Annotated in this window: 20 protein-coding genes; 13 read left to right on the forward strand and 7 right to left on the reverse strand. The window is 63.0% G+C overall.

The annotated features are described in order from the left end of the window. The first annotated feature begins 6 nt into the window (after nucleotides 1-6). From kdpA to CAF73_RS24305, 5 genes are all read left to right on the forward strand, one after another. Nucleotides 7-1,701, forward strand: a complete 1,695-nt coding sequence (gene kdpA / locus CAF73_RS24285; RefSeq protein WP_085704394.1) for a potassium-transporting ATPase subunit KdpA — start codon at nucleotides 7-9, stop codon at nucleotides 1,699-1,701. A 10-nt stretch (nucleotides 1,702-1,711) separates the two neighbouring features. After that, nucleotides 1,712-3,769 carry a potassium-transporting ATPase subunit KdpB gene (kdpB, locus tag CAF73_RS24290; protein WP_085699988.1) on the forward strand — a complete coding sequence of 686 codons (2,058 nt, stop codon included), beginning with the start codon at nucleotides 1,712-1,714 and terminating at the stop codon, nucleotides 3,767-3,769. Between the two features lie 57 nt (nucleotides 3,770-3,826). Next, nucleotides 3,827-4,372, forward strand: coding sequence for a potassium-transporting ATPase subunit KdpC (kdpC, locus tag CAF73_RS24295; protein ID WP_085699990.1), 546 nt, complete (start codon nucleotides 3,827-3,829; stop codon nucleotides 4,370-4,372). A 153-nt stretch (nucleotides 4,373-4,525) separates the two neighbouring features. Next, nucleotides 4,526-7,177, forward strand: coding sequence for a sensor histidine kinase KdpD (locus CAF73_RS24300; protein ID WP_085704396.1), 2,652 nt, complete (start codon nucleotides 4,526-4,528; stop codon nucleotides 7,175-7,177). A gap of 48 nt (nucleotides 7,178-7,225) precedes the next feature. Next, nucleotides 7,226-7,924, forward strand: a complete 699-nt coding sequence (locus CAF73_RS24305) for a response regulator (RefSeq protein ID WP_039770498.1) — start codon at nucleotides 7,226-7,228, stop codon at nucleotides 7,922-7,924. Here the strand turns inward: CAF73_RS24305 and CAF73_RS24310 are convergent. After that, complete coding sequence (locus tag CAF73_RS24310; RefSeq protein WP_085699994.1) at nucleotides 7,921-8,958, reverse strand: patatin-like phospholipase family protein; 1,038 nt, start codon at nucleotides 8,956-8,958, stop codon at nucleotides 7,921-7,923. The two genes, CAF73_RS24305 and CAF73_RS24310, sit on opposite strands and share 4 nt — an antisense overlap. 217 nt (nucleotides 8,959-9,175) lie before the next feature. Here CAF73_RS24310 and CAF73_RS24315 point away from each other — a divergent pair, with 217 nt between their 5' ends. The 3 genes from CAF73_RS24315 to CAF73_RS24325 all read left to right on the forward strand — a co-directional run bounded on the left by CAF73_RS24315 (nucleotide 9,176) and on the right by CAF73_RS24325 (nucleotide 11,215). Then, entirely contained in the window at nucleotides 9,176-9,454 is a 279-nt protein-coding gene (locus CAF73_RS24315; protein ID WP_007950948.1) for a hypothetical protein, read from the forward strand. Between the two features lie 77 nt (nucleotides 9,455-9,531). Beyond that, a complete protein-coding gene (locus tag CAF73_RS24320) occupies nucleotides 9,532-10,299 on the forward strand; it encodes a CHAD domain-containing protein (protein WP_085699996.1) in 768 nt (255 codons plus the stop codon). A 121-nt stretch (nucleotides 10,300-10,420) separates the two neighbouring features. Then, nucleotides 10,421-11,215 carry an acyl-CoA thioesterase II gene (locus CAF73_RS24325; protein WP_085704398.1) on the forward strand — a complete coding sequence of 265 codons (795 nt, stop codon included), beginning with the start codon at nucleotides 10,421-10,423 and terminating at the stop codon, nucleotides 11,213-11,215. Nucleotide 11,216: 1 nt separating this feature from the next. Here CAF73_RS24325 and CAF73_RS24330 read toward each other — a convergent pair whose 3' ends face one another. From CAF73_RS24330 to CAF73_RS24340, 3 genes are all read right to left on the reverse strand, one after another. After that, nucleotides 11,217-11,582 (reverse strand): Mpo1-like protein, encoded by a 366-nt coding sequence (locus CAF73_RS24330; RefSeq protein WP_039770492.1) that lies wholly within the window; start codon nucleotides 11,580-11,582, stop codon nucleotides 11,217-11,219. A gap of 120 nt (nucleotides 11,583-11,702) precedes the next feature. Then, nucleotides 11,703-13,184, reverse strand: coding sequence for a methyl-accepting chemotaxis protein (locus CAF73_RS24335; protein ID WP_085704400.1), 1,482 nt, complete (start codon nucleotides 13,182-13,184; stop codon nucleotides 11,703-11,705). A 108-nt stretch (nucleotides 13,185-13,292) separates the two neighbouring features. After that, nucleotides 13,293-14,099 carry a TatD family hydrolase gene (locus CAF73_RS24340; RefSeq protein WP_085700002.1) on the reverse strand — a complete coding sequence of 269 codons (807 nt, stop codon included), beginning with the start codon at nucleotides 14,097-14,099 and terminating at the stop codon, nucleotides 13,293-13,295. 235 nt (nucleotides 14,100-14,334) lie between these two features. Here CAF73_RS24340 and CAF73_RS24345 point away from each other — a divergent pair, with 235 nt between their 5' ends. The 3 genes from CAF73_RS24345 (at nucleotide 14,335) to CAF73_RS24355 (ending at nucleotide 16,857) form a co-directional block, all read left to right on the forward strand. After that, nucleotides 14,335-15,756, forward strand: a complete 1,422-nt coding sequence (locus CAF73_RS24345) for a transglycosylase SLT domain-containing protein (protein WP_085704402.1) — start codon at nucleotides 14,335-14,337, stop codon at nucleotides 15,754-15,756. A gap of 107 nt (nucleotides 15,757-15,863) precedes the next feature. Beyond that, entirely contained in the window at nucleotides 15,864-16,298 is a 435-nt protein-coding gene (locus tag CAF73_RS24350; RefSeq protein ID WP_085704404.1) for a DoxX family protein, read from the forward strand. Nucleotides 16,299-16,548: 250 nt separating this feature from the next. Continuing rightward, nucleotides 16,549-16,857 (forward strand): hypothetical protein, encoded by a 309-nt coding sequence (locus CAF73_RS24355; protein ID WP_085607170.1) that lies wholly within the window; start codon nucleotides 16,549-16,551, stop codon nucleotides 16,855-16,857. A gap of 3 nt (nucleotides 16,858-16,860) precedes the next feature. On the opposite strand, the gene greB is transcribed toward CAF73_RS24355, so the two are convergent. Genes greB through CAF73_RS24370 form a run of 3 tightly spaced genes read right to left on the reverse strand, consistent with a single transcriptional unit; the run spans nucleotide 16,861 to nucleotide 20,580 of the window. After that, complete coding sequence (greB, locus tag CAF73_RS24360) at nucleotides 16,861-17,358, reverse strand: transcription elongation factor GreB (RefSeq protein ID WP_039770483.1); 498 nt, start codon at nucleotides 17,356-17,358, stop codon at nucleotides 16,861-16,863. A gap of 34 nt (nucleotides 17,359-17,392) precedes the next feature. Further along, nucleotides 17,393-19,897 (reverse strand): ABC transporter permease, encoded by a 2,505-nt coding sequence (locus CAF73_RS24365; RefSeq protein ID WP_085704406.1) that lies wholly within the window; start codon nucleotides 19,895-19,897, stop codon nucleotides 17,393-17,395. Continuing rightward, the gene (locus tag CAF73_RS24370) at nucleotides 19,897-20,580 is read right to left on the reverse strand and encodes an ABC transporter ATP-binding protein (protein ID WP_007955651.1); all 684 of its coding nucleotides are present in this window, start codon (nucleotides 20,578-20,580) and stop codon (nucleotides 19,897-19,899) included. Before CAF73_RS24370 ends, CAF73_RS24365 begins: the two co-directional genes overlap by 1 nt. Nucleotides 20,581-20,590: 10 nt before the next feature. Here CAF73_RS24370 and CAF73_RS24375 point away from each other — a divergent pair, with 10 nt between their 5' ends. Next, nucleotides 20,591-21,196, forward strand: coding sequence for an arylesterase (locus CAF73_RS24375; RefSeq protein WP_085704408.1), 606 nt, complete (start codon nucleotides 20,591-20,593; stop codon nucleotides 21,194-21,196). A 57-nt stretch (nucleotides 21,197-21,253) separates the two neighbouring features. After that, nucleotides 21,254-21,547, forward strand: coding sequence for a hypothetical protein (locus CAF73_RS24380; RefSeq protein WP_003226812.1), 294 nt, complete (start codon nucleotides 21,254-21,256; stop codon nucleotides 21,545-21,547). Nucleotides 21,548-21,682: the final 135 nt, after the last annotated feature.

Consider the following 21,682-nt stretch of genomic DNA (forward strand, 5'->3'; position numbering starts at 1 on the left):
GCGGTTATGCACAGTTATGACTATTGGCAGATCCTCGCGTTTTTCGCGTTGGTGTTGCTGCCGGCGCCGTTCCTCGGGCGGTTCTACTACAAAGTGATGGAAGGTCAGCGCACCTGGCTGACGCCGATTCTCGGCCCGGTCGAGCGCGGCTGTTACCGCATCGCCGGGGTCAATCCGCAGGACGAACAGAGCTGGCAGAAGTACACGCTGGCACTGCTGGCGTTCAACCTCGCCGGTTTCCTGCTGCTGTTCGCGATTCTGCTGTTTCAGGATCACCTGCCGCTGAACCCGCAAAACCTGCCGGGCCAGGAGTGGACCCAGGCGTTCAACACCGCCGTCAGCTTCATGACCAACACCAACTGGCAGTCCTACAGCGGTGAAGCGACCCTCAGCTACCTGAGCCAGATGGTCGGCCTCACTGTGCAGAACTTCGTCAGTGCCGCCACCGGCCTCGCCGTACTGGTTGCGCTGTGCCGTGGCATCGGGCGCAAGTCCACCAAAACCCTCGGCAACTTCTGGGTCGACATGACCCGCGCCACGCTCTACGGTCTGCTGCCGCTGTGCCTGCTGCTGGCGCTGTACCTGGTGTGGCAGGGCGTGCCGCAAACCTTCGCCCAATATGTGAATGCAGTGACGATGCAGGGCGTTGACCAAGTCATCCCGCTCGGCCCGGCTGCCAGCCAGATTGCGATCAAGCAACTGGGCACCAACGGCGGTGGTTTCTTCGGCGTCAACTCGGCGCACCCGTTCGAGAACCCGACCGCGTGGAGCAACCTGTTCGAAGTCGCGTCGATCATCCTGATCCCGGTGGCGCTGGTGTTCACCTTCGGCCACTACGTGAAGGATCTGCGTCAGAGTCGCGCCATCATCGGCTGCATGCTCGCGCTGTTCATCATCGGCGGCGCCACTTCGCTGTGGGCCGAGTATCAGCCGAACCCTGCCTTGAACAACGTCGCCGTCGAACAGACCGCGCCGCAGGAAGGCAAGGAAGCGCGCTTCGGCACCACCGCCACCGTGCTTTGGTCGGTGACCACCACGGCGGCGTCGAACGGTTCGGTCAACGGCATGCATGACAGCCTCAACCCGCTCAGCGGTATGGTTGCGCTGGTCAACATGATGGTCGGCGAAGTGATCTTCGGCGGCGTCGGCGCGGGGCTCTACGGCATGTTGCTGAACGTGCTGATCGCGGTGTTCCTCGCCGGCCTGATGATCGGCCGCACCCCGGAATACCTCGGCAAGAAACTCCAGGCTCGTGAAGTGCAGCTGCTGGTCGTCACCCTGCTGGTGATGCCGGTCGGCGTACTGGTGCTGGGCGCGATTGCCGCGAGTCTGCCGGGCCCGGTGGCGGCGGTGAGCAATCCCGGCCCGCACGGTTTCAGTCAGTTGCTCTACGCCTACACCTCGGCCAGCGCGAACAACGGTTCGGCGTTCGGCGGCTTCGGCGCCAACACCGCGTTCCATAACCTGATGCTGGGCCTTGGCATGTTGATCGGCCGCTTCGGTTACATCCTTCCGGTACTGGCTTTGGCCGGCAGCCTGGCGATGAAGAAAACCGCACCAATCGGCCAGAACAGCTTCCCGACCCACGGCCCGCTGTTTGTGACCCTGTTGACCGTGACCATTTTGCTGGTGGGCGGCCTGACATTCTTGCCGACCCTCGCACTGGGCCCAATCGCTGAACACCTGAGCATGGGCTTCTAAGGAGCTGATGATGAATATGCCCGCAATCAAACCCGTCGTCGCCAAGGCGCCGGAACAAGCGAAAACCGCGATCAGCGCCCTGTGGCGTCCGGCGCTGGTGCAAGCGTTCGTCAAGCTCGACCCGCGCCAGTTGCAGCGCTCGCCGGTGATGCTGGTGGTCGAACTGACGGCGATCCTGACCACCGTGCTGTGCTTCATTCCCGACAACGGCGTGCCGACTTTCGTGGCCGCGCAAATCGCCCTGTGGCTGTGGTTCACCGTGCTGTTCGCCAACTTCGCCGAAGCGCTGGCCGAAGGTCGTGGCAAGGCCCGCGCCGACAGCCTCAAGGCCGGCAGCGAAGGCCTCAGCGCCCGCCGCAAACTGGCCAACGGCAGCTTCCAGGTCGTACCGGCCACCAGCCTGCGCAAGGGCGACGTGGTGCGCGTTGAAGCGGGGGAGATGATCCCTGGTGACGGCGAAGTCATCGAAGGTATTGCGGCGGTCAACGAAGCGGCGATCACTGGTGAATCGGCGCCGGTGATTCGCGAGTCCGGCGGCGACCGTTCCGCCGTCACCGGCAACACCCGGCTGGTGTCCGACTGGCTGCTGGTGAAGATCACCGCCAATCCCGGTGAATCGACCCTCGACCGCATGATCGCGCTGGTCGAAGGCGCCAAACGCCAGAAGACCCCGAACGAAGTGGCGCTGGATATCCTGCTGATCGGCCTGACCCTGATCTTTCTGCTGGTGGTCGTGACCCTGCAACCGTTCGCCCACTTCGCCAACGGCAGCTTGCCGCTGGTGTTCCTGGTGGCGTTATTGGTCACGCTGATTCCGACCACCATCGGCGGTCTGCTGTCGGCGATCGGTATCGCCGGGATGGATCGGCTGGTGCGCCTTAACGTGATCGCCAAGTCCGGTCGCGCGGTGGAAGCGGCGGGTGACGTGCACGTGCTGCTGCTGGACAAGACCGGCACCATCACTTTCGGTAACCGTCGTTGCAGCGCGGTATATGCAGCGCCGGGCGTGAATGCCCGTGAGCTGGCCGAAGGCGCGCTGTTCGCTTCGCTGGCCGACGAAACCGCCGAAGGCAAGTCCATAGTCGAGTACCTTCGCGGCTCAAATCCGCAGCCGGAACCTTCGCCGGAAACCCTGACCGCCGTACCGTTCAGCGCAGAAACCCGCTTGTCCGGTGTCGACTATCAGGGCCGTGTGTTTCGCAAGGGCGCGGTGGATTCGCTGCTGGCCTTCCTCGGCCAACAACGCAAGGACCTGGCCCCGGCGCTGTCCCGGGAAATCGACAAGATCGCCCAGAGCGGCGGCACGCCGTTGCTGGTCTGCGCCGACGGCAAACTGCTCGGCGCGATCCACCTCAAAGACGTGGTCAAGCCGGGCATCCGCGAGCGTTTTGCCGAGCTGCGCAAGCTGGGAATTCGCACGGTGATGGTCACCGGCGACAACCCGCTGACCGCCGCCGCGATTGCCGCTGAAGCAGGTGTCGATGACGTACTGGCCGAAGCTACACCGGAGAAAAAACTGGCGCGCATCCGTCATGAGCAGAACGACGGTCGTCTGGTCGCGATGTGCGGCGACGGCGCCAACGACGCCCCGGCGCTGGCCCAGGCTGACGTCGGCATGGCGATGAACGACGGCACCCAAGCCGCGCGCGAGGCGGCCAACATGGTCGACCTCGACAGCGACCCGACCAAGCTGCTGGACGTGGTGCAGATCGGCAAGGAATTGCTGGTGACCCGTGGCGCGCTGACGACTTTTTCCATCGCCAACGACGTGGCCAAGTACTTTGCGATCCTGCCGGCGCTGTTTGCCGCGATCTACCCGCAACTGGGCGTGCTGAACATCATGCAGTTGAGCAGTCCGCAGAGCGCGATCCTGTCGGCCATCGTGTTCAACGCGTTGATCATCGTGGTGCTGATTCCGCTGGCCCTGCGCGGCGTGCGGGTGCAGGCAGCGAGTGCGGCGGCGTTGCTGAGACGCAATCTGCTGATCTACGGCCTGGGCGGGATTCTGGTGCCGTTTGTGGGGATCAAGGCGATCGACATGCTGTTGACGGCGTTGCATCTGGTTTGAACCTGAACAGCGGTGTGCCGGGCACACCGCTTCAAGCACGAATTCGAGGATTTTGAAATGTCCACAATGTTACGTCCGGCCCTGAGCCTGTTGGTGCTGATGACCCTGGTCACCGGCGTTGCCTATCCGCTGGTGGTGACCGGCGTTGCCCAGGTCGCCTTCCCCGAGCAGGCCAACGGCAGCCTGGTGCGCGACGCCGAAGGCAAGGTGCGCGGCTCGTCGCTGATCGCGCAGGACTTTGTCGGCGATGCCTGGTTTCATCCGCGCCCTTCGGCCGGTGCCTTTGCCACCGTGTCGAGCAGCGCGAGCAACCTGTCGCCAAGCAATCCGGCGCTGGCCACTCGGGTGATCGATGACGCCAACAAGCTGCAGGTGCCCGGTCAGGGCCCGGTGCCGCTGGCGCTGCTGACCACCTCCGGCAGCGGTCTCGATCCGCACTTGCCACCGGCGGCGATTGCCTATCAACTGGCGCGTGTTGCGGCCGCGCGCAATCTGCCGGTGGCTACCTTGCAGCAACTGCTCGACGCGCACATCGAACAGCCGCTGGTGGGCCCGCCGGTGGTGAATGTGCTGACGCTGAACATGGCGCTGGAAAAGCTGTAGTGGATGTTCGTTCCCATGTCCAGGCGTCGAACCGTCTGCATGGGAACGCCTTAAAAGACGCTGTGCGTCAGCATGTGCGGGACGCAGAGCGTCCTGGGCTGCATTCCCACGCAGAGCGTGGGAACGATCAACTTCAGGAAGAGAGCTTCAAGCATGAGTGACTCCGGCCGCGCCGACGCGCTGTTAGCAGACTTGCCCCGCGATGGACGCGGCCGGCTCAAGGTTTTCCTCGGCGCTGCGCCGGGTGTGGGCAAGACCTACGCGATGTTGCAGGCCGCCCACAGCCAATTGCGCCAGGGCGTGAAAGTCATCGCCGGAGTGGTTGAAACCCATGGTCGCGCCGAAACCGAAGCGCTGCTTGGCGGTTTGCCGCAACTGCCGTTGGTGCGCTCGGAATACCGTGGCGTGACGCTTGAAGAAATGGACCTCGATGGCCTGCTCCCGGCCCGGCCGAAACTGGTGCTGGTCGATGAGCTTGCCCACAGCAACGCCCCCGGCAGCCGCCACGCCAAACGCTGGCAGGACATTCAGGAACTGCTCGCCGCCGGTATCGACGTGTACACCACGGTCAACGTCCAGCACCTCGAAAGCCTCAACGATCAGGTGCGCGGCATCACCGGTGTCCAGGTACGCGAAACCCTCCCGGACTGGGTGCTGCAAGAAGCCTACGAACTGCTGCTGATCGACCTGCCGCCCCGCGAACTGCTCGAGCGCCTGCGCGAAGGCAAGGTCTACGTGCCTGAGCAGGCACGCGCCGCGATCGATGCATTCTTCACTCAGACCAACCTCACCGCACTGCGCGAACTGGCGATGCAGACCGCTGCCGCGCAGGTCGATAACGATCTCGCTCAGGGCTATCGCCAGCTCGGCCAGGCCGCGCCGGCGGTGCGCGGGCGCTTGCTGGTCGGGGTCGATGGCGATGCGCAGGCCGAACGGCTGGTGCGTCACGCCAGCCGCGTCGCCCAGCGGCGACATCTGCCATGGAGTCTGGTGCACGTCGATAACGGCAGCGTGCGCGACGAGCAATCGCGCCTGCGCCTGCAAAGCGCCCAGCAACTGGCCGAACGCCTCGGCGGCGAGGTGGTGCTGTTGCGGGCCGGCGAAGTGGCGAAAACCCTGATCCAGCATGCGGCTGAACGACGGGCGAGTCTGGTGCTGGTCGGCCAGTCCCGGCCGCGTCTGCGCAGGCGCCTGTTCGGCGGTGGGCTGGCGGCGCGTTTGCTGCGTCAGGCTCATGGCCTGGAAATCAACGTGCTGGACAGTGACCAGGAACAGCATCAGCCGCGCCCGCGTGTAGCGCCGACGCTGGTGTGGTTCGACTATGCGCTGGCGCTGGTCGCCACAGTGCTGGCCAGTGCGCTGGCGTGGGCGGTGTCCAGCGTGCTGCCGTTGCCGAATATCTCGCTGGTGTTCCTTGCGGCGGTGCTGCTGGTGGCGGTGCGCAGCAGCCTCGGCCCGGCGCTGGCCTGTGCGGCGCTGTCGTTTCTGAGCTATGACTTTCTGTTCATCCCGCCGAATTTCTCCTTCAGCATCCAGCGCGAAGAAGACGTGCTGACCTTGCTGTTCTTCCTGCTGATGGCGGCGCTCACCGGCAACCTCGCGGCGCGACAGCGGCGGCAATTGCAGGCGCTGCGCGATACCCAGGAAGAGACCACCGAACTGCTCGACCTGTCACGCAAACTCACCGCCGCCACCGACCGTCAGGCCGTGGTCAGCGCCGCCGCGCAACACCTCAATGGCTGGAGCGATCTGCAACTGTGCCTGCTAAATCGTGACGGGCAGGGTGGCTGGAAAGTCGAAACCGGCGGGCCGTTGCAGTTCACCGAATCCGAACGCGCCGCCGCCGACTGGGCCTGGCAACACGATCAACCGGCGGGCATGGGCACCGGCACGTTGCCGTTCGGTCGCTGGTGGTGGTGGCCGCTGTCGGTGGAGGACGGACCGCTGGCGCTGCTCGGGGTGTGCGCCAAAGAGGGCCGGACCTTGAGCGGCCAGCGTCGTCGTTTGCTGACCGCGTTGAGTCAGCCGCTGGCCCAGGCATTGGCCCGGGCGCAATTGGCCGATGATCTGGAAGCCGCGCGCCTGCACGGTGAAACCGAGCAACTGCGCAGCGCTTTGCTGGCCTCGGTGTCCCACGATCTGCGCACGCCGCTGACCTCGATGCGCGGCAGCATCGACAGCCTGCTGGCCCTCGGCGAAGCGATCCCGCTGGAGGATCGCCGCGAGCTGCTCGAAGGCACACGCGACGAAGCCGAACGTCTCGATCGCTACATTCAGAACCTGCTGGACATGACCCGTCTCGGGCATGGTGCGTTGAAGTTGGCGCGGGACTGGGTGTCGCCGGCGGACATCGTCGGCAGTGCGCTCAATCGACTGCGGGCAGTGCTCTCATCTTTGCAGGTGAGCACCGATGTGCCAGCCGAACTGCCGCTGCTGTACGTGCATGCCGCGTTGATTGAACAGGCGCTGGTGAACGTGCTGGAAAACGCCGCACGCTTCTCGCCGTCTCACGGCCGTCTGCAACTGCGCGCCGGGGCGGATGACAGCGAAGTGTTTTTCTCGGTCAGCGATGAAGGGCCGGGGATTCCCGTCGATGAGCGGGCGAAGATTTTCGACATGTTCTACACCGCCGCCCGAGGTGATCGTGGCGGCCAGGGCACGGGACTCGGGTTGGCGATCTGTCAGGGTATGGTCGGCGCCCATGGCGGGCGGATCAGTGTCGGCGACGGCATCGACGGACGCGGCACCTGCATCACCCTGCACTTGCCGTTGCAGACGCAACCGGGGATGGACGGTGAAGCCTGAACCGCGCTGCGCTACTCTCTTGCCACTCTTTTGTGTTGATGTGAATTCATGAGCCAGACCGCGACCATTTTGGTCATCGATGACGAACCGCAGATCCGCAAGTTCCTGCGTATCAGCCTCGCTTCCCAGGGCTACAAAGTGCTGGAGGCCGGCACCGGCGCCGAGGGCCTGGCCCAGGCGGCGCTGAACAAACCCGATCTGCTGGTGCTCGACCTCGGCCTGCCGGACATGGACGGCCAGCAAGTGCTGCGCGAGTTTCGCGAGTGGGCCACGGCGCCGGTGCTGGTGCTCTCGGTGCGTGCCAGCGAAGGGCAGAAAGTCCAGGCGCTGGATGGCGGCGCCAATGACTACGTGACCAAGCCGTTCGGCATTCAGGAATTTCTCGCCCGGGTGCGCGCGTTGCTGCGTCAGGCGCCGGCCGGCGAAGCGCAGCAGGCCGCGTTGAATTTCGGCCCGCTGACCGTGGACCTGGCATATCGCCGCGTGTTGCTCGACGGCGTCGAAGTCGCCCTGACCCGCAAGGAATATGCAGTGTTGGCGCAACTGGCGCGGCATCCGGGGCGGGTGATCACCCAGCAGCAATTGCTCAAGGACATCTGGGGCCCGACTCACACCGAGGACAGTCACTACCTGCGGATCGTGGTCGGTCATCTGCGACAGAAACTGGCGGACGATCCGACCCGGCCCCGTTTCATCGTGACCGAGGCCGGTGTCGGTTATCGCTTGTTGAGCGAGAGCAGCCTTTAGTTCTGTTCGCTCTCGTAGCGATCCAGCGTATCCCGGGCGATCTCGCGACCCAGCGCGATCAATTCGGGCGCCTTGTAGAACTCGAAGAACCGGCACACCCGCTTCGGCACGTTGATCAGGATGTCCGGCGGATACCCGGCGATCTTGTACTGCGCCAGCGAGGTCTGCATCACCTCGAAACTCTGGTTGATCAGGTCCAGCAATGACGCCGGCCCGACGTTATCGACGATGAACGAACCGGTGGCGGACTTGGGTGCGCCGTCGCGCTCCGGGGCGGCGGCCGGTTGCTGGGCTTCCGGCTCGGCGCTTTCGACCCAAGGATTGATGTCCGCCGCTTCGGCACGCAGCGCTTCCTGTTCCAGGATCAGCAGTTGCTCGGCCTGTTTGCGGCGGAACGGCATCTTCGAACCCAGCGAACTGATCAGGCTGTCGAAGCGCGTACGGAACGCGGCGGGGCGTTGAATCACCGGCAGTTTGTAATGGCGCTGGTTGGTCGAGTTGAGATTGACCGCGATGATCAGGTCACAGTGGCTCGACACCACCGGCACGATCGGCAACGGGTTGAGAATGCCGCCGTCCACCAGCATCCGGTTGCCTTGCATCACCGGGGTAAACAGACTGGGAATCGCTGCCGAGGCGCGCATGGCCTGATGCAGGCAGCCTTCCTGGAACCAGATTTCCTGCTGATTGGTGAGGTCGGCGGCCACCGCCGTGTAGGGAATGCGCAGGTTTTCGATGTTGATCTCGCCAACGATCTTGCGGATCTGGCCGAAGACTTTCTCGCCACGGATCGCGCCGAGACGGAAGCTGACATCCACCAGGCGCAGCACGTCGAGGTAATCCAGGCTTTCGATCCAGTTGCGATACTCGTCGAGCTTGCCGGCGGCGTAGATTCCGCCGACCACGGCCCCCATTGAACAGCCGGCAATACAGCTGATGTCATAGCCCCGTCGTTCGATCTCTTCAATGACCCCGATATGGGCATAGCCCCGGGCGCCACCGGAGCCCAGCACCAGTGCGACACGTTTTTTCATCCGTCTTCCTCCCGGCAAGGTTCCACAATGCACCCATCGAGGGCCGGGCTTCAATCGCCGGGGTCGCTCGGGGCGGCCATGGCGTCGTTTTTTCGATACTTCATGACCCGTCGGCGCTATCTTTTGCAGTGCGGTGCAATTGCGGGGTACAAGGCACTTTTTCGCTGCCTTACCGTCTTACCTGCACGACTGTTGACCTATCTTTGAGGTGTGAGTGATGAAAGCCTGGATCTGTGTGCCGTTGATGGCTCTGGCATTGGCCGGTTGCGCCGGTAAGACCGCTTATCGCGACAGCTGCGGCAGCCAGCTCGACGCGGCGTGGCATGAACTGGACCTGGCGAAGGCCGAAGGGTTTGCCGGCACCGTCAGCTATTCCAAGGCGTTGTCGCTGTTGACGGCGGCCAAGACTCAGCAGCAATTCGAGGGTTTCGAAGGCTGCACCAAGAAGGCCGAAAAGGCGCGTTTCTACATTCGCGAATCCCGCGCCGGACGCTAAGCTGCTGACGTGGCGCAAGGGCAGGTGTCTTGCGCCAGTTCACACTCGTGCAAAGCCATTGAATTCAGGAGCAAGCGATGTCTGCGTTGGTTGATCGGCTGGTGGCCCATGTCCTGAGCCTCGAAGTACGGCTGCTGGGCTGTCAGGCCCGTCTGACTGCGCGGACCGACCCTGAGGCGCTGCATGATTTGCGCACCACCGTGCGCCGTTTGCGCAGCCTGTTGCGGCCGTTGCGCGGTTTGCCCGGTGTCGAGCAACTGGAAGATGCGGCGGCTGCGGTGGGGCAACTGACCACGCCATGGCGCGACCGCGAAGTGCTGGCGGCCTGGCTGATCAAACATGATCAGCCCGAAGCCGCGCAGCGCCGCATGGCGCAAATGGCCGAGGCGTATCCGACGCTGGCGGCCAGCGCCGAAGTGGCTTCGCTGCTGATGATCCTCGACGCCTTCCCGCGCTTTCTGCGTGCATCCCAGCGCCAGGGTTTGCTCAAGCGCCTGGACAAGCGCATCGAGAAACGTCTGGGCAAACAATGGAAAAACCTCGACGTGGCGCTGCACGACCCGGCCCACGACCGCCATCGCCTGCGTTTGCTGATCAAGCGCGTGCGTTACGGCATCGAGGCTTACCCGGAACTCGATCGTCTGCCGGAAGCCGCATTAACCCGTCTGAAATCCGCACAAGGCGCCCTCGGTGACTGGCACGATTGCTGGCAATGGCTGGCGCGCGCCGAACTGGAGCCGGATCTGCGACCCTGCGTCGCCACATGGCAGGCGACCATGGCCAAAGCCGAAATCAAGGCCGACCGGGTGCTGGATAAACTCAGCGCGGCCTGCTTCAAATCCTGAAACCCGCTGGCGCTCAGCACCGCTGTCTTATCTGTCAGTCTCTTTGACCGGAATGGACGCTGCGCCGCTCTGCCGCGCTGGTTAAGATCCGGTCATTCCCTTTTTCGTGTCCGAGGTTTCCATGCGCTTTTGCGATCTGATCGATGCTGTCCGTCGTCAACCGGAGGTCAAGATTCCGGCGGAGTGGGGCCAGGGTCGGGCCAGTTTTGGCGGGTTGGTGGCCGCACTGCAATTTGAAGTGATGCGCACCCGAGTACCGACTGATCGGCCGGTACGTTCGCTGGCGATCACCTTTGTCGGCCCGGTCGAGCCCGAAGTGCCGGTGAGCTTTGAAGTCGAAGTGCTGCGCGAAGGCAAGGCGGTCAGTCAGGTGCTGGGGCGCGCCGTGCAGAACGGTCAGGTGGTGACGATGGTGCAAGGCAGCTTCGGGGCTTCGCGACCGTCGGAGGTGGCGGTGGAAGCCTATCCGGCACCCGAGATGAAACATTGGAACGACTGCCAGGAACTGCCATACATCAAAGGCGTAACCCCGGAGTTCATGCGTCATTTGGCGATGCGCTGGAGTGTCGGCGGCATGCCGTTCACCGGCATTCAATCGCGGCTGATGGGCGGTTGGGTGCGCTTGCGCGGGGATGTGAAGGAAGAGCCGGTCAACGAGGCGCACCTGCTGGCGCTGGTCGATGCCTGGCCACCGGCGCTGTTGCCGTACCTGAAGAAACCGGCACCGGGCAGCACGTTGACCTGGACCATCGAATTCGTTCAGCCGTTACGGGATTTGAGCACGCTGGATTTTTGCCAGTACCTGGCGGACATCGAGTATGCGGCCGACGGTTACGGCCATGTCGCCGCCAAGCTGTGGAGCGCGCAGGGTGAACTGATTGCCATGAGCCGGCAGACGGTGACGATCTTCGCCTGACTCAATGGCGGCGGTGACGCTCACGCCAGGCACGGTACCAGCCGCCACTGAGGAAGAACCGCGGAAACGTCAGAAACTGCTCGACCAGCAGACGCGAGACGGCGTCCTTGCGATCACTGAACGGCTCGGAGGCTTGCGCCTCCAGGCTGTGACCGTGGCGCTGCAGACCCAGCGCCGCGATGATACCAATCACGCCGATCGCCACACTGGCCAGACTCAGGCTGAACACACCGGAGACGATCAACAGAAACGCGACGATGAACAGCGGCACGGCAATCAGGTGCAGCACCAGATTGGTCGGATGCTGATGGTTGTTCGGATATGCGCGCCATTGCCACGCGGGAAGGTTGGGGTGACGTTTGCCCATGTTGCTGCTCCTCGATCCATGTTCAGTACATGGTTGAAGAATAGGCCCGGGCAGCCAGAGCGGCGAATCAAGGTTGGCTATTGAAGTAATAGGGACAATGGCCATTTTTGATGTTGCGCCCTAGAGCTTGAGCTGACCGATCGCCTTGTTCAGTTCCCCGGCCAGCGTCGCCAACTCGTTACTGGTGGTCGCCGAATCCACGGTCTGCTGCACAGTGTTCTCGGTGACATCGCGAATGCTCACCACGGCGCGATTCATCTCTTCGGCAACCTGACTTTGCTGTTCTGCCGCCACCGCAATCTGCGTGTTGCTCTCACGCATCTGCGCCACCGCCCCCGTGATTTCCGCCAGCGCTTCGCCGGCCTCTTGCGCCTGCTGCACGCAGTCGTCGGCCTTGTACGAACTCTCCTGCATGAAGTCCACCGCGTCACGGGTGCCGGCCTGCAACGCTGACACCATGGTGGTGATTTCATCGGTGGAGGTCTGCACGCGTTTGGCGAGGTTGCGCACCTCGTCGGCGACCACCGCGAACCCGCGGCCCATTTCCCCGGCTCGGGCCGCTTCGATGGCGGCGTTGAGTGCCAGCAGGTTGGTCTGTTCGGCGATGCTGTGAATCACGCTGACCACGCCATTGATCTTCTGGCTGTCCTCGGCCAGGCGCTGAATCATCTCGGCGGTCTGCTGCACGCCGCTGGACAGCCCGGCAATCGACGTCTGCACTCGGCTCACCACTTGCTGACCGCTGCCGGCCAGGCCGTCGGCGGTCTGCGACAGGTCGCGCGTGGCGCCGGCGTGCTGAGCGATGTGGTAGACGGTGGCGGTCATTTCGTTGATCGCCGTGGCGGCCTGATCGGTTTCACTCTGCTGGCCGAGCATGCCGTGGCGCACTTCGTTCATGCTCGACGCCAGTCGCGCGGCACCGATATCCAGTTGCCGCGCGGTGTTGGCCACAGTGGTGACCACCCGCTGATAACCGGCCTGCATCGCGTTGAACGCATTGGCCATCTGCCCGACTTCATCCTTGCAGGCCAGCGGCACCCGAGCGGCGAGGTCGCCGGTTTTCTCCACGTGCAGCATTACGTCCTTGAGGGTGTTGAGCTGGCTGAGCAGAAAGCGGATCAGCAACTGTGAAGCGCCAAGCATCGCCAGCATCAGGATGAACACCGCCACCGCATAGTTGGCGAAGCGCTCGCTGAACACCTGACTGAGGCTGGGCGCGCAGGCGATCACGGCGACCTGCTGGCCATCGGCACGGCTGAATACCTCGGCGCCGAGCAGCGGGTTTTCGCCGAACAACGGCAAGTGACTGATCTCGATCCAGCCGTTGGTGTCGGTGATCTCCAGCAACGGCTGATCGTTGAGGCGCGGTGCTTCGCCGCGTTTGAACGTCAGCACTTGATCGGATTTGGGCAGCGCCTGCCCGGCCGGCCAGGCCTTGAGCAACTGCGCCTGGGCCTGGGCCGAGGCTTGCGCGGCGTGACTGCGAGCCTGTTGTTCGAGCTGTACGGCGTACAGCACCAGCAACAGGGTGGTGACAAAGGCGACCGCGTTGACCGCCCAGAATTTGTATTTCAGCGAGATATTGCTAAGCCAGGCACCCATGGAGGTCTTCTCTGATAGCGGAAACAGTTTTGGCAAGGTGCCATTATTGTGCCGCTACCCAGGTGCCCGGATTTTGATGTGCATCAACAAGTGATGCAGTCGCCCCGGCTAGGGCAGGGTAGGTAGACCGTAAAACGCCCGCGCGCAGGCGGTGGTGTGGGCCGCGAGATCTTCCTCGGTCTCGCCTCGATGCAAGGCCACTTCACGCAGCACTTCGGTCAGATACGCCGGCTCGTTGCGACCGTTCTTCGGTTTTGGCCGCAATGTGCGTGGCAGCAGGTACGGCGCATCGCTTTCCAGCATCAGTCGACCGCGTTTGATCTCCTTCACCAGCGGATGCAAATGAGTGCCGCGACGCTCATCGCAGATCCAGCCGGTGATGCCGATGTGCAGATCCAGATCGAGGTAACTGAACAACGCTTTCTGCTCACCGGTGAAGCAATGCACCACGGCGGCGGGCAATCTGTCGCGAAAGTCTCGGAGGATTTCCAGCAGGCGCTGGCTCGCATCACGTTCGTGCAGGAACACCGGCAATTGCAGTTCGGCCGCCAGCGCCAGATGTTCTTCGAGGACTTTTTCCTGCTGCGGGCGCGGCGAGAAATCACGGTTGAAATCCAGCCCGCATTCGCCCACCGCCACCACGTTCGATTCTTGCAGCAAGCTGCGCAGACGCCGTGCGCTGTCGGCATTCCAGTCGCTGGCCGAATGCGGGTGAATGCCGGCGGTGGCGAACAATCGCTGGCCGTCCGGATCCAGTTGCTGGCACAGTTCCAGCGCCTGTTCGCTGCCCTCGACGCTGGTGCCGGTCAGCACCAGTTGGCAGACTCCGGCAGCGTAGGCGCGGTCGAGCACGGCCTGGTGTTTGTCGGCGAAACTGGGGTTGGTCAGGTTGACGCCGATATCGATGAGTTGCATGGTGCTACCTCGGGCCGAAGGCCGGAAAGCATATCAGAGCTGTAGATTTATAAGAAAAGCCAAGAACTACAACGGCTTATGGCTGTCTGTTGAGGCCGCGAGGCAGGCTGGTGTGACAGCATTGCTATCACTGTGCCAGTCTCTCGCACTTTATCAGCGCTCCAGGCGCTCTGTTTTCGTCGGTGTTTTGCGACCGTTCAGCGGTGAAAACGCCCGTATTCTTTCCGGAGAGTGGATGGTTCGTCCGTCGGTTTTGCTCCTGCTGTGTGGTTCGTTGCTGCTGCCGATGACGGCGGTCGCGCGGCTGCCCGGGCCGCTGCAAGCCGTGCCGGCCGCCAAGGTCCGCGACCTGACCGAGATCCGCAGCAGCCGCGTCCTGCGGGTGCTGGTCAACCAGAGCCGCAACAGCTCTGGCGAAGTCCAGGGTCAGGCCATCGGCGTCGAATACCACCGTCTGCGTGCCTTCGAGCAGTACCTCAACGGCCACGCCCGCGACGGCCAGGAAGTCACCCTCAAGATCATCCCCAAAGCCAAGGACCAATTGCTCGGCGCGTTGCAGCGCGGCGAAGGTGATCTTGTTGCGCCGGGCGAACTGCTCGAGTTGCAACCGGGCCACGCGGTCGCCAGCAGCGAGCCGATTGCCAGCAACGTGCCGCTGGTGTTGGTCGGCATCAAGGGCGAGAAGCGCTACACCAAGGTCGAACAACTGGCCGGCAAAACCCTGGCATTGCCCACCGGCAGTGCGGCAGGGGAGGCGGTGAGTCAGCTCAACCAGAAGCTGGCGCTACACAAACTGGCGCCGATCAAGATCGAATGGGTCGATCCGACGCTGGCGGTCGAAGATGTGCTGGAAATGGTCCAGGGCGGTATCTTCCACCTGACCATCGTCGAGCAACCGATTGCCGAGCGTTGGGGCAAGATCCTGCCCAAGCTGCGTTTCGACCGGCAGGTGATGATCAGCGAACCGGGCGAGGAATACTGGTTCGTGCGCCGCGATGCCTCGATGTTACGGGCCAGCATCGACCGCTTCCTGACCGGCTACAAAAAACCGTCGAACGAAGATGCGGCATTCCTGCGGATCTACCGCCGCCTCTATCAAGTGCACTATCCGTTGGCCAAGGCTGACCGTCAGCGACTGGAAAAACTGCGCCCGACGCTGCAGAAACACGCCGAAGCGCAAAATATGGACTGGCTCAACCTGGCGGCGCTGGCCTTCAAGGAGTCTGCGCTGCAACCCAGCGCGCGCAGCGGCGGCGGGCCAACCGGGTTGATGCAGATCACGCCGTCCGCTGCGCAGCGGGTCGGCGTCAACAATATCCAGAATCTCGATGCGAATGTGCAGGCCGGGGCCAAGTACCTGGCGATGATCCGCCGCAAGTTCTTCAATAGCCCGAAACTCAACGAGCGCGAGCGGATGGCGTTCACTCTGGCCGCCTACAACATCGGGCCGGAGCGGGTGCAAGGCATGCGTGCAGAAGCGCGGCGTCGCGGCCTGAATCCCAACCAATGGTTCTTCCAGGTCGAGCGCATCGCCATGGAGCAGGTGGGAATGGGAGCCGTCAGCTATGTTAATAGCGTGAACAAGTATTACTTGGCGTTCGACCGGGAGCGGGAGTCGTTGGAGCCCGCAGGGCAAAAAGTGGTCTCACGCAAATGATCTAATAAGTTGATTGTTATGGCGGATTTTTTGCGCTTTTAACATGAAATTAACTGATTAATATAGCGGCCAACCAACAAGCACTTCTGACCACAAGGAAACGCAACATGAGCTCTCTGATCAACAAGGTCCTGTTCACCCGCGCCGGCTACGGTCTGACCCTTCTGCGCATTGCCGTCGGCGTGATCTTCGCCGCCCACGGCTCGCAGAAACTCTTTGGTCTGTTCGGTGGCTACGGTCTGGCAGGCACCGCGCAATACATGGAAAGCATCGGTCTGACCCCGGGTTATCTGATGGCCACACTGGCCGGCGGCACCGAGTTCTTCGCCGGTCTGGCGCTGATCATCGGCCTGCTGGTGCGCCCGGCGGCACTGGGTCTGACCTTCCTGTCGCTGGTGGCCATTTTCACTGTGCACATCAGCAACGGTCTGTTCATGGCCAACAATGGTTACGAGTTCGCCCTGGCTCTGCTCGGTGGCAGCCTCGCGGTACTGATCGAAGGTGCCGGCAAGCTCTCGGTGGATCGCGCCATCGCCGGTTGAAGGCTCTGGCTCAAGCAAAAGGCCCGCATTATGCGGGCTTTTTTTGTTGCGGCTGATTCTTGACACTGGCCGGTCACGTTCTCTAGGATGCCGCTCATGCGCCGATTTAAACAGCTACTTGCGGGGCGCCAGGTGACTATTCTTCAGTTGCCGTCAGAAGCCGGAACAGGGCTTCGAAATACCGCTAAAGCGCTGGTTCGGTGTTGCCTCTCACCTGCCATGCAGACTTTTGAGGCAGAGACACGACACGATGAATGCACTACGCCCTCCAGCACGTCCCGCGCCGATCACGGCACACATCACCCAGCGCAATCCGAAAATCCTGCTTGGCGGCAAACATCAGCCGACGCTGTTGCGTTATCTCGATGGCTGGCCACGTCGCAGCGGCGGTCCTGCCGCATTTCTGATCCAGTTTGTCGAAGACGGTGAGTCGCTGGCGCGTTTTGCCGATGACAGCTTCGATCTGGCCGTCATTCAGGCTCCGAGTCTTGAAGAAGCGCCGGAAATGATTCGCCAACTGACCCGCGTCGCACGCCAGGGCCTGATTACCCGGCGCTGAGCGTCAGGGATATTCGATCGCCACGATGTAGACGAACTGTTCGCCGGTCGGCGTCTGTACTCGCACTTCAGCATCCAGCGCCTTGCCGATCAGGGCGCGGGCCAGTGGTGAGTCGATGCTGATCAGGCCGAGTTTCAGGTCCAGTTCGTCCGGGCCGACGATGCGATAGCGCGACTGTTTGCCGTCCTCGTCTTCGATGGTCACCCAGGCGCCGAAATAGACCTTGTTCGGATCACTCGGTTTTTCGCTGACCACTTTGAGCGCTTCAAGGCGTTTGGTGAGAAAACGCACGCGACTGTCGATCTCGCGCAGCATTTTCTTGCCGTAGGTGTACTCGGCATTTTCCGAACGATCACCCTGAGCCGCTGCCTCGCTGACCGATTGCGTCACTTGCGGACGGCGCACATGCCACAGCTCATGGAATTCGGCCCGCATCCGCGCTTCACCCTCAGGGGTGATCAGCGCGGTGCCAGCGGTGCGGGGAGGGCGATAACGGCTCATGGCAAGTTCTTTTGAGGGAGACGACTGGAGTCTATCAACCCTCACGCAACACTGTCAGCGGGCTGGCGTTGAGCGCACGCCGTGTGCCGAACACCCCGGCGCCACCAATCAGCGCCGCGCCAATCAACGGCAACAGCAGCAACCACGGATGGGGATGCCAGGGCAGATCGAAGGCGAAGCGATACAGCACCAGACTCACCACTTCCGAACCGATGGCCGCGAGCAATCCGCTGACCGCGCCGAGCAAGCCGAACTCGATCCGTCGCGCCTTGATCAACAATTGCCGCTCGGCACCCAGCGCACGCAAAAGCGCCCCCTGGCGAATGCGTTCATCCAGCGTTGCCTGTAAACCTGAAAACAACACCGCCATCCCCGCCGCCAACACAAACAACAGCACATACTCCACCGCCAGGGTGACTTGGGCGAGGATGCTGCGCAGCTGTTCGAGCAAGGCTTCGACCTGCAGGATGGTCACCGCCGGAAACGCTCGCGACAACTCGACAATCTGCTGATCGTGGCCGGGCGCCAGATAGAAGCTGGTCAGGTAAGTCGCCGGCAGATCCTTCAAGGTGCCGGGCTGGAAGATCATGAAGAAGTTCGGCTGGAAGTTGTCCCAGTTGATCTCCCGCAGACTGGTGACCTTCGCCTCGCGATTGACCCCGCCGACGCTGAACACCATGTGATCGCCCAGTTTGAGTTTCAGGCTTTCGGCCACTTTGCCTTCGACCGAAACGCCCGGAACGTCATCCGAAGGTTGACCGGTCCACCACGAGCCGGCGGTGATTTTATTGCCCGCCGGCAGGTCGGCCGCCCAGGTCAGGCTCAGGTCGCGCTGGATGGCACGGTCGCCGGCCGAATCCTTGCTGACGATCTGCTGCACCGCCTCGCCATTGATGCTGATCAGCCGTCCCGGCACCACCGGATACAACGGCGCGGCCTGGGCCGAGACATTGATCAGGTGATCGGTGAAGGCCTGTTTGTCCGCCGGCAGGATGTTCAGAGCGAAGTAGTTGGGTGCGTTTTTCGGCAACTGGTTTTGCCAAGTGTCGAGCAGTTCGCCGCGCAGCAGTGCAATCAAAGCCATGGACAGCAGAATCAGCCCGAAGGCCAATGACTGGCCAGCCGCCGCCAAAGGATGGCGCAACAACTGACCCAGACCAAGCCGCCACGGCAGGGACGCGCGTGCGAGCAGGCGACGCAGACTCTGCAGCAGCAACAGCAGCAAGCCGCCGAGCACCAGCGCGGCCACCACGCCACCGCCAAGCAGGGCGAATGTCAGCAGCAGGTCCAGACTCAGGCGCCACATGATCAGCCCAAGCGCGCCGAGTGCCGCGCCATAGACCATCCAGGTACTCGACGGAATCGGCAGCATGTCCCGGCGCAATACCCGCAATGGCGGCACGCGGCCCAGTGCGGCGAGCGGTGGCAGGGCGAAACCTGCCAGGGCGACCAGTCCGGTGCCGATTCCGGCGAGCGCCGGCAGCAAGCCACCCGGCGGTACGTCGGTCGGCAGCAGATCATGCAACAGCGCGAACAATCCCAATTGTGCGAGCCAGCCGAGCAGGGCGCCGCTGAGGCTGGCGAGCAGGCCGAGCACTGTCAGTTGCAGACTGAACAGCACCAGGGTTTCTCGGCGCGACAAGCCCAGGCAACGCAGCAGGGCGCTGGCATCGAAACGTCGACTGGCAAAGCGGTTGGCCGACAACGCCACCGCCACCCCCGCCAGAAGCACGGCGACCAGACTGGCCATGTTCAGATAACGTTCGGCCTTGCCCAGTGCGCCGCCGATCTGTCGGTTGCCGTCGCGGGCATCCTGAATCCGCTGGTTGGCGGCGAGGCCCGGTTTGATCAGTTGACGATAGGTTTCCAGCGCTTGCGGCTCACCGCGCCAGAGTTCGCGGTAGCTCACCCGGCTGCCGGGTTGCACCACGCCGGTCGCGGCGAGGTCGTCAAGGTTGATCATTACGCGTGGTGTGAGGCTGTAGAAGTTGCCCGCTCGATCGGGCTCGTAGGTCAGCACTCGCGTCAGTTTCAATGTCTTCATGCCGACGTCGATACTGTCGCCGATTTTCAGGTCCAGCGCCGTCAGCAGGCGTGCTTCGACCCAGGCTTCACCGGGCTGCGGCTCGCCTCCGGCTTCTTCCGTCGCGTAAGGGGCGGGGGCGCTTTTCAGCTCGCCGCGCAGCGGATAGGCGCGGTCGACAGCTTTGATGCTGGAGAGCTGAATGCCGTTGTCCGTAGCGATGACGCTGGAAAATTCCACCACCTGCGCATGGTCCAGCCGCAGCTCGGTGCCGCTCCGGATCTGCTCCGGTCGGGCTGGCGAGCTGCCTTCGAGCGACAGGTCGGCGCCGAGAAACTCGGTGGCGCGCAGCATCATTGCGCCGTTGAGGCGGGCGCCGAAATAACCGATCGCGGTACTCGCCGCCACCGCCACGACCAAGGCGAAAAACAGCACCCGCAGTTCACCGGCGCGGGCATCGCGCATCAGTTGGCGCAGGGCGAGACTGAACAGACGCAACAGCGGCAGACGTGCCATCAAGGCTCCAGAGGGGCGACCAACAGGCCGGCTTCAAGACGGATCAGGCGCCGGCACCGATGGGCCAGGCGTTCGTCGTGGGTCACCAGCACCAGGGTGGTGCCGCGTTCCTTGTTCAATTCGAACAGCAAGTCACTGATGCGCTCGCCGGTGTGACTGTCGAGGTTGCCGGTGGGTTCGTCGGCGAACAGCACGTCCGGCTCGGCGGCGAAGGCCCGGGCAATTGCAACGCGTTGCTGCTCACCCCCGGAGAGTTGGCGCGGCGAGTGAGTCAGGCGCTGGCCGAGGCCGACCCGTTGCAGCAGTTCGGTGGCGCGGCTTCTGGCGTCTTTGCGGCCGTCGAGCTCCAGCGGCAGCATGACGTTTTCCAGCGCGTTGAGGCTGTCGAGCAACTGGAACGACTGAAAGACGAAACCCACATGCTCGGCACGAATGCGCGCGCGCTGGTCTTCGTCGAGATTGCTCAGGCCTTGCCCGGCGAGAGTCACTTCGCCGCTGCTCGGCAGGTCGAGGCCGGCAAGCAGACCCAGCAGGGTGGATTTACCGGAACCGGACGCGCCGACGATGGCCAGGCTATCGCCCTTGTTCAGTTCCAGGCTGAGTTCGTGCAGGATGGTCAGTTCACCTTCCGCGCTGGGAACCACTTTGCTAAGGTTCTTCGCGGTGAGAATGCTTGCGCCCATGGAGAATCCGATGCGTGTGTGGTTTTTGAGTGCTGGCCTGGCCCTGATGTGCATGGCCCAGAACGCAGCGGCGGGTACAGTCCTGATCGTTGGCGATAGTATCAGCGCCGGTTTCGGACTGGATACCCGGCTGGGGTGGGTGTCGTTGCTCGAACAGCGGCTCAAGACCGAAGGGTTTGACGACAAAGTGGTCAATGCGTCCATCAGTGGCGACACCAGTTCTGGAGGCCAGGCGCGGCTGCCTGCGCTGCTTGCAGAGCACAAACCGGAACTGGTGATCCTCGAATTGGGCGGCAACGATGGCCTGCGCGGAATGCCGCCCACGCAATTGCAACAAAATCTTGCTTCGATGATCGACAGCTCCCGGCAGAGCGGTGCCAAGGTGCTGTTGCTTGGCATGCAATTGCCGCCCAACTACGGCAAGCGCTACACCGATGCCTTTGCCGAGGTTTACGGCAAACTCGCCGAGGAGAAAAAAATCCCGCTGGTGCCATTTTTCCTCGACGGCGTGGGCGGGCATCCGGACCTGATGCAGGCCGACGGTCTGCACCCGGCAGCCGGGGCTCAGGGCAAGTTGCTGGAAAATGTCTGGCCGACGCTAAAACCGCTGCTATGAGGCTTTTCTAGCGGCAGGCTTTCGGCTAATGTGGCGCCCCCTTATTTGGAGCCCCCGATGCCGCGTCCTGCCTGGTCCCTGTTTGCCTACCAACTGATCGAGCCTGACGAACAGCTGGATCTGTTCGCCTGCCAGGAAGTGCGGGTGCATCTGGTGACCCGTCAACTGGAGCTCGGCGGCTCGGCAGACCGGACCCTGTGCGGCAGTCTGCTGCCGGCGCAACCGCGCTGGTCGAGCGTGGATCGCCGGGTGTTTCAGGATCAGCGCCTGTGCTCGCTGTGCCGGGCGATCCTCGAATCGCAGAAGCGCGGCACCTCGCCGATCTGGCCCGAGTTGCGTTTCGAGCTTTAAGCTCAGCCATCTCCGAATGCAGTCGGAGCTAGCGCCAGCTTCAATCGTGAAGAGTGATGCCAGCCCATCGGCGCATCTCCCCGAATTCTCTGGGCGCGGTGTACAATCGCGTTCTTATTACCCTTGTCGATCTTG

Origin of the sequence: Pseudomonas sp. B15(2017) (assembly GCF_002113215.1) — a bacterium.
Lineage (GTDB): Bacteria > Pseudomonadota > Gammaproteobacteria > Pseudomonadales > Pseudomonadaceae > Aquipseudomonas.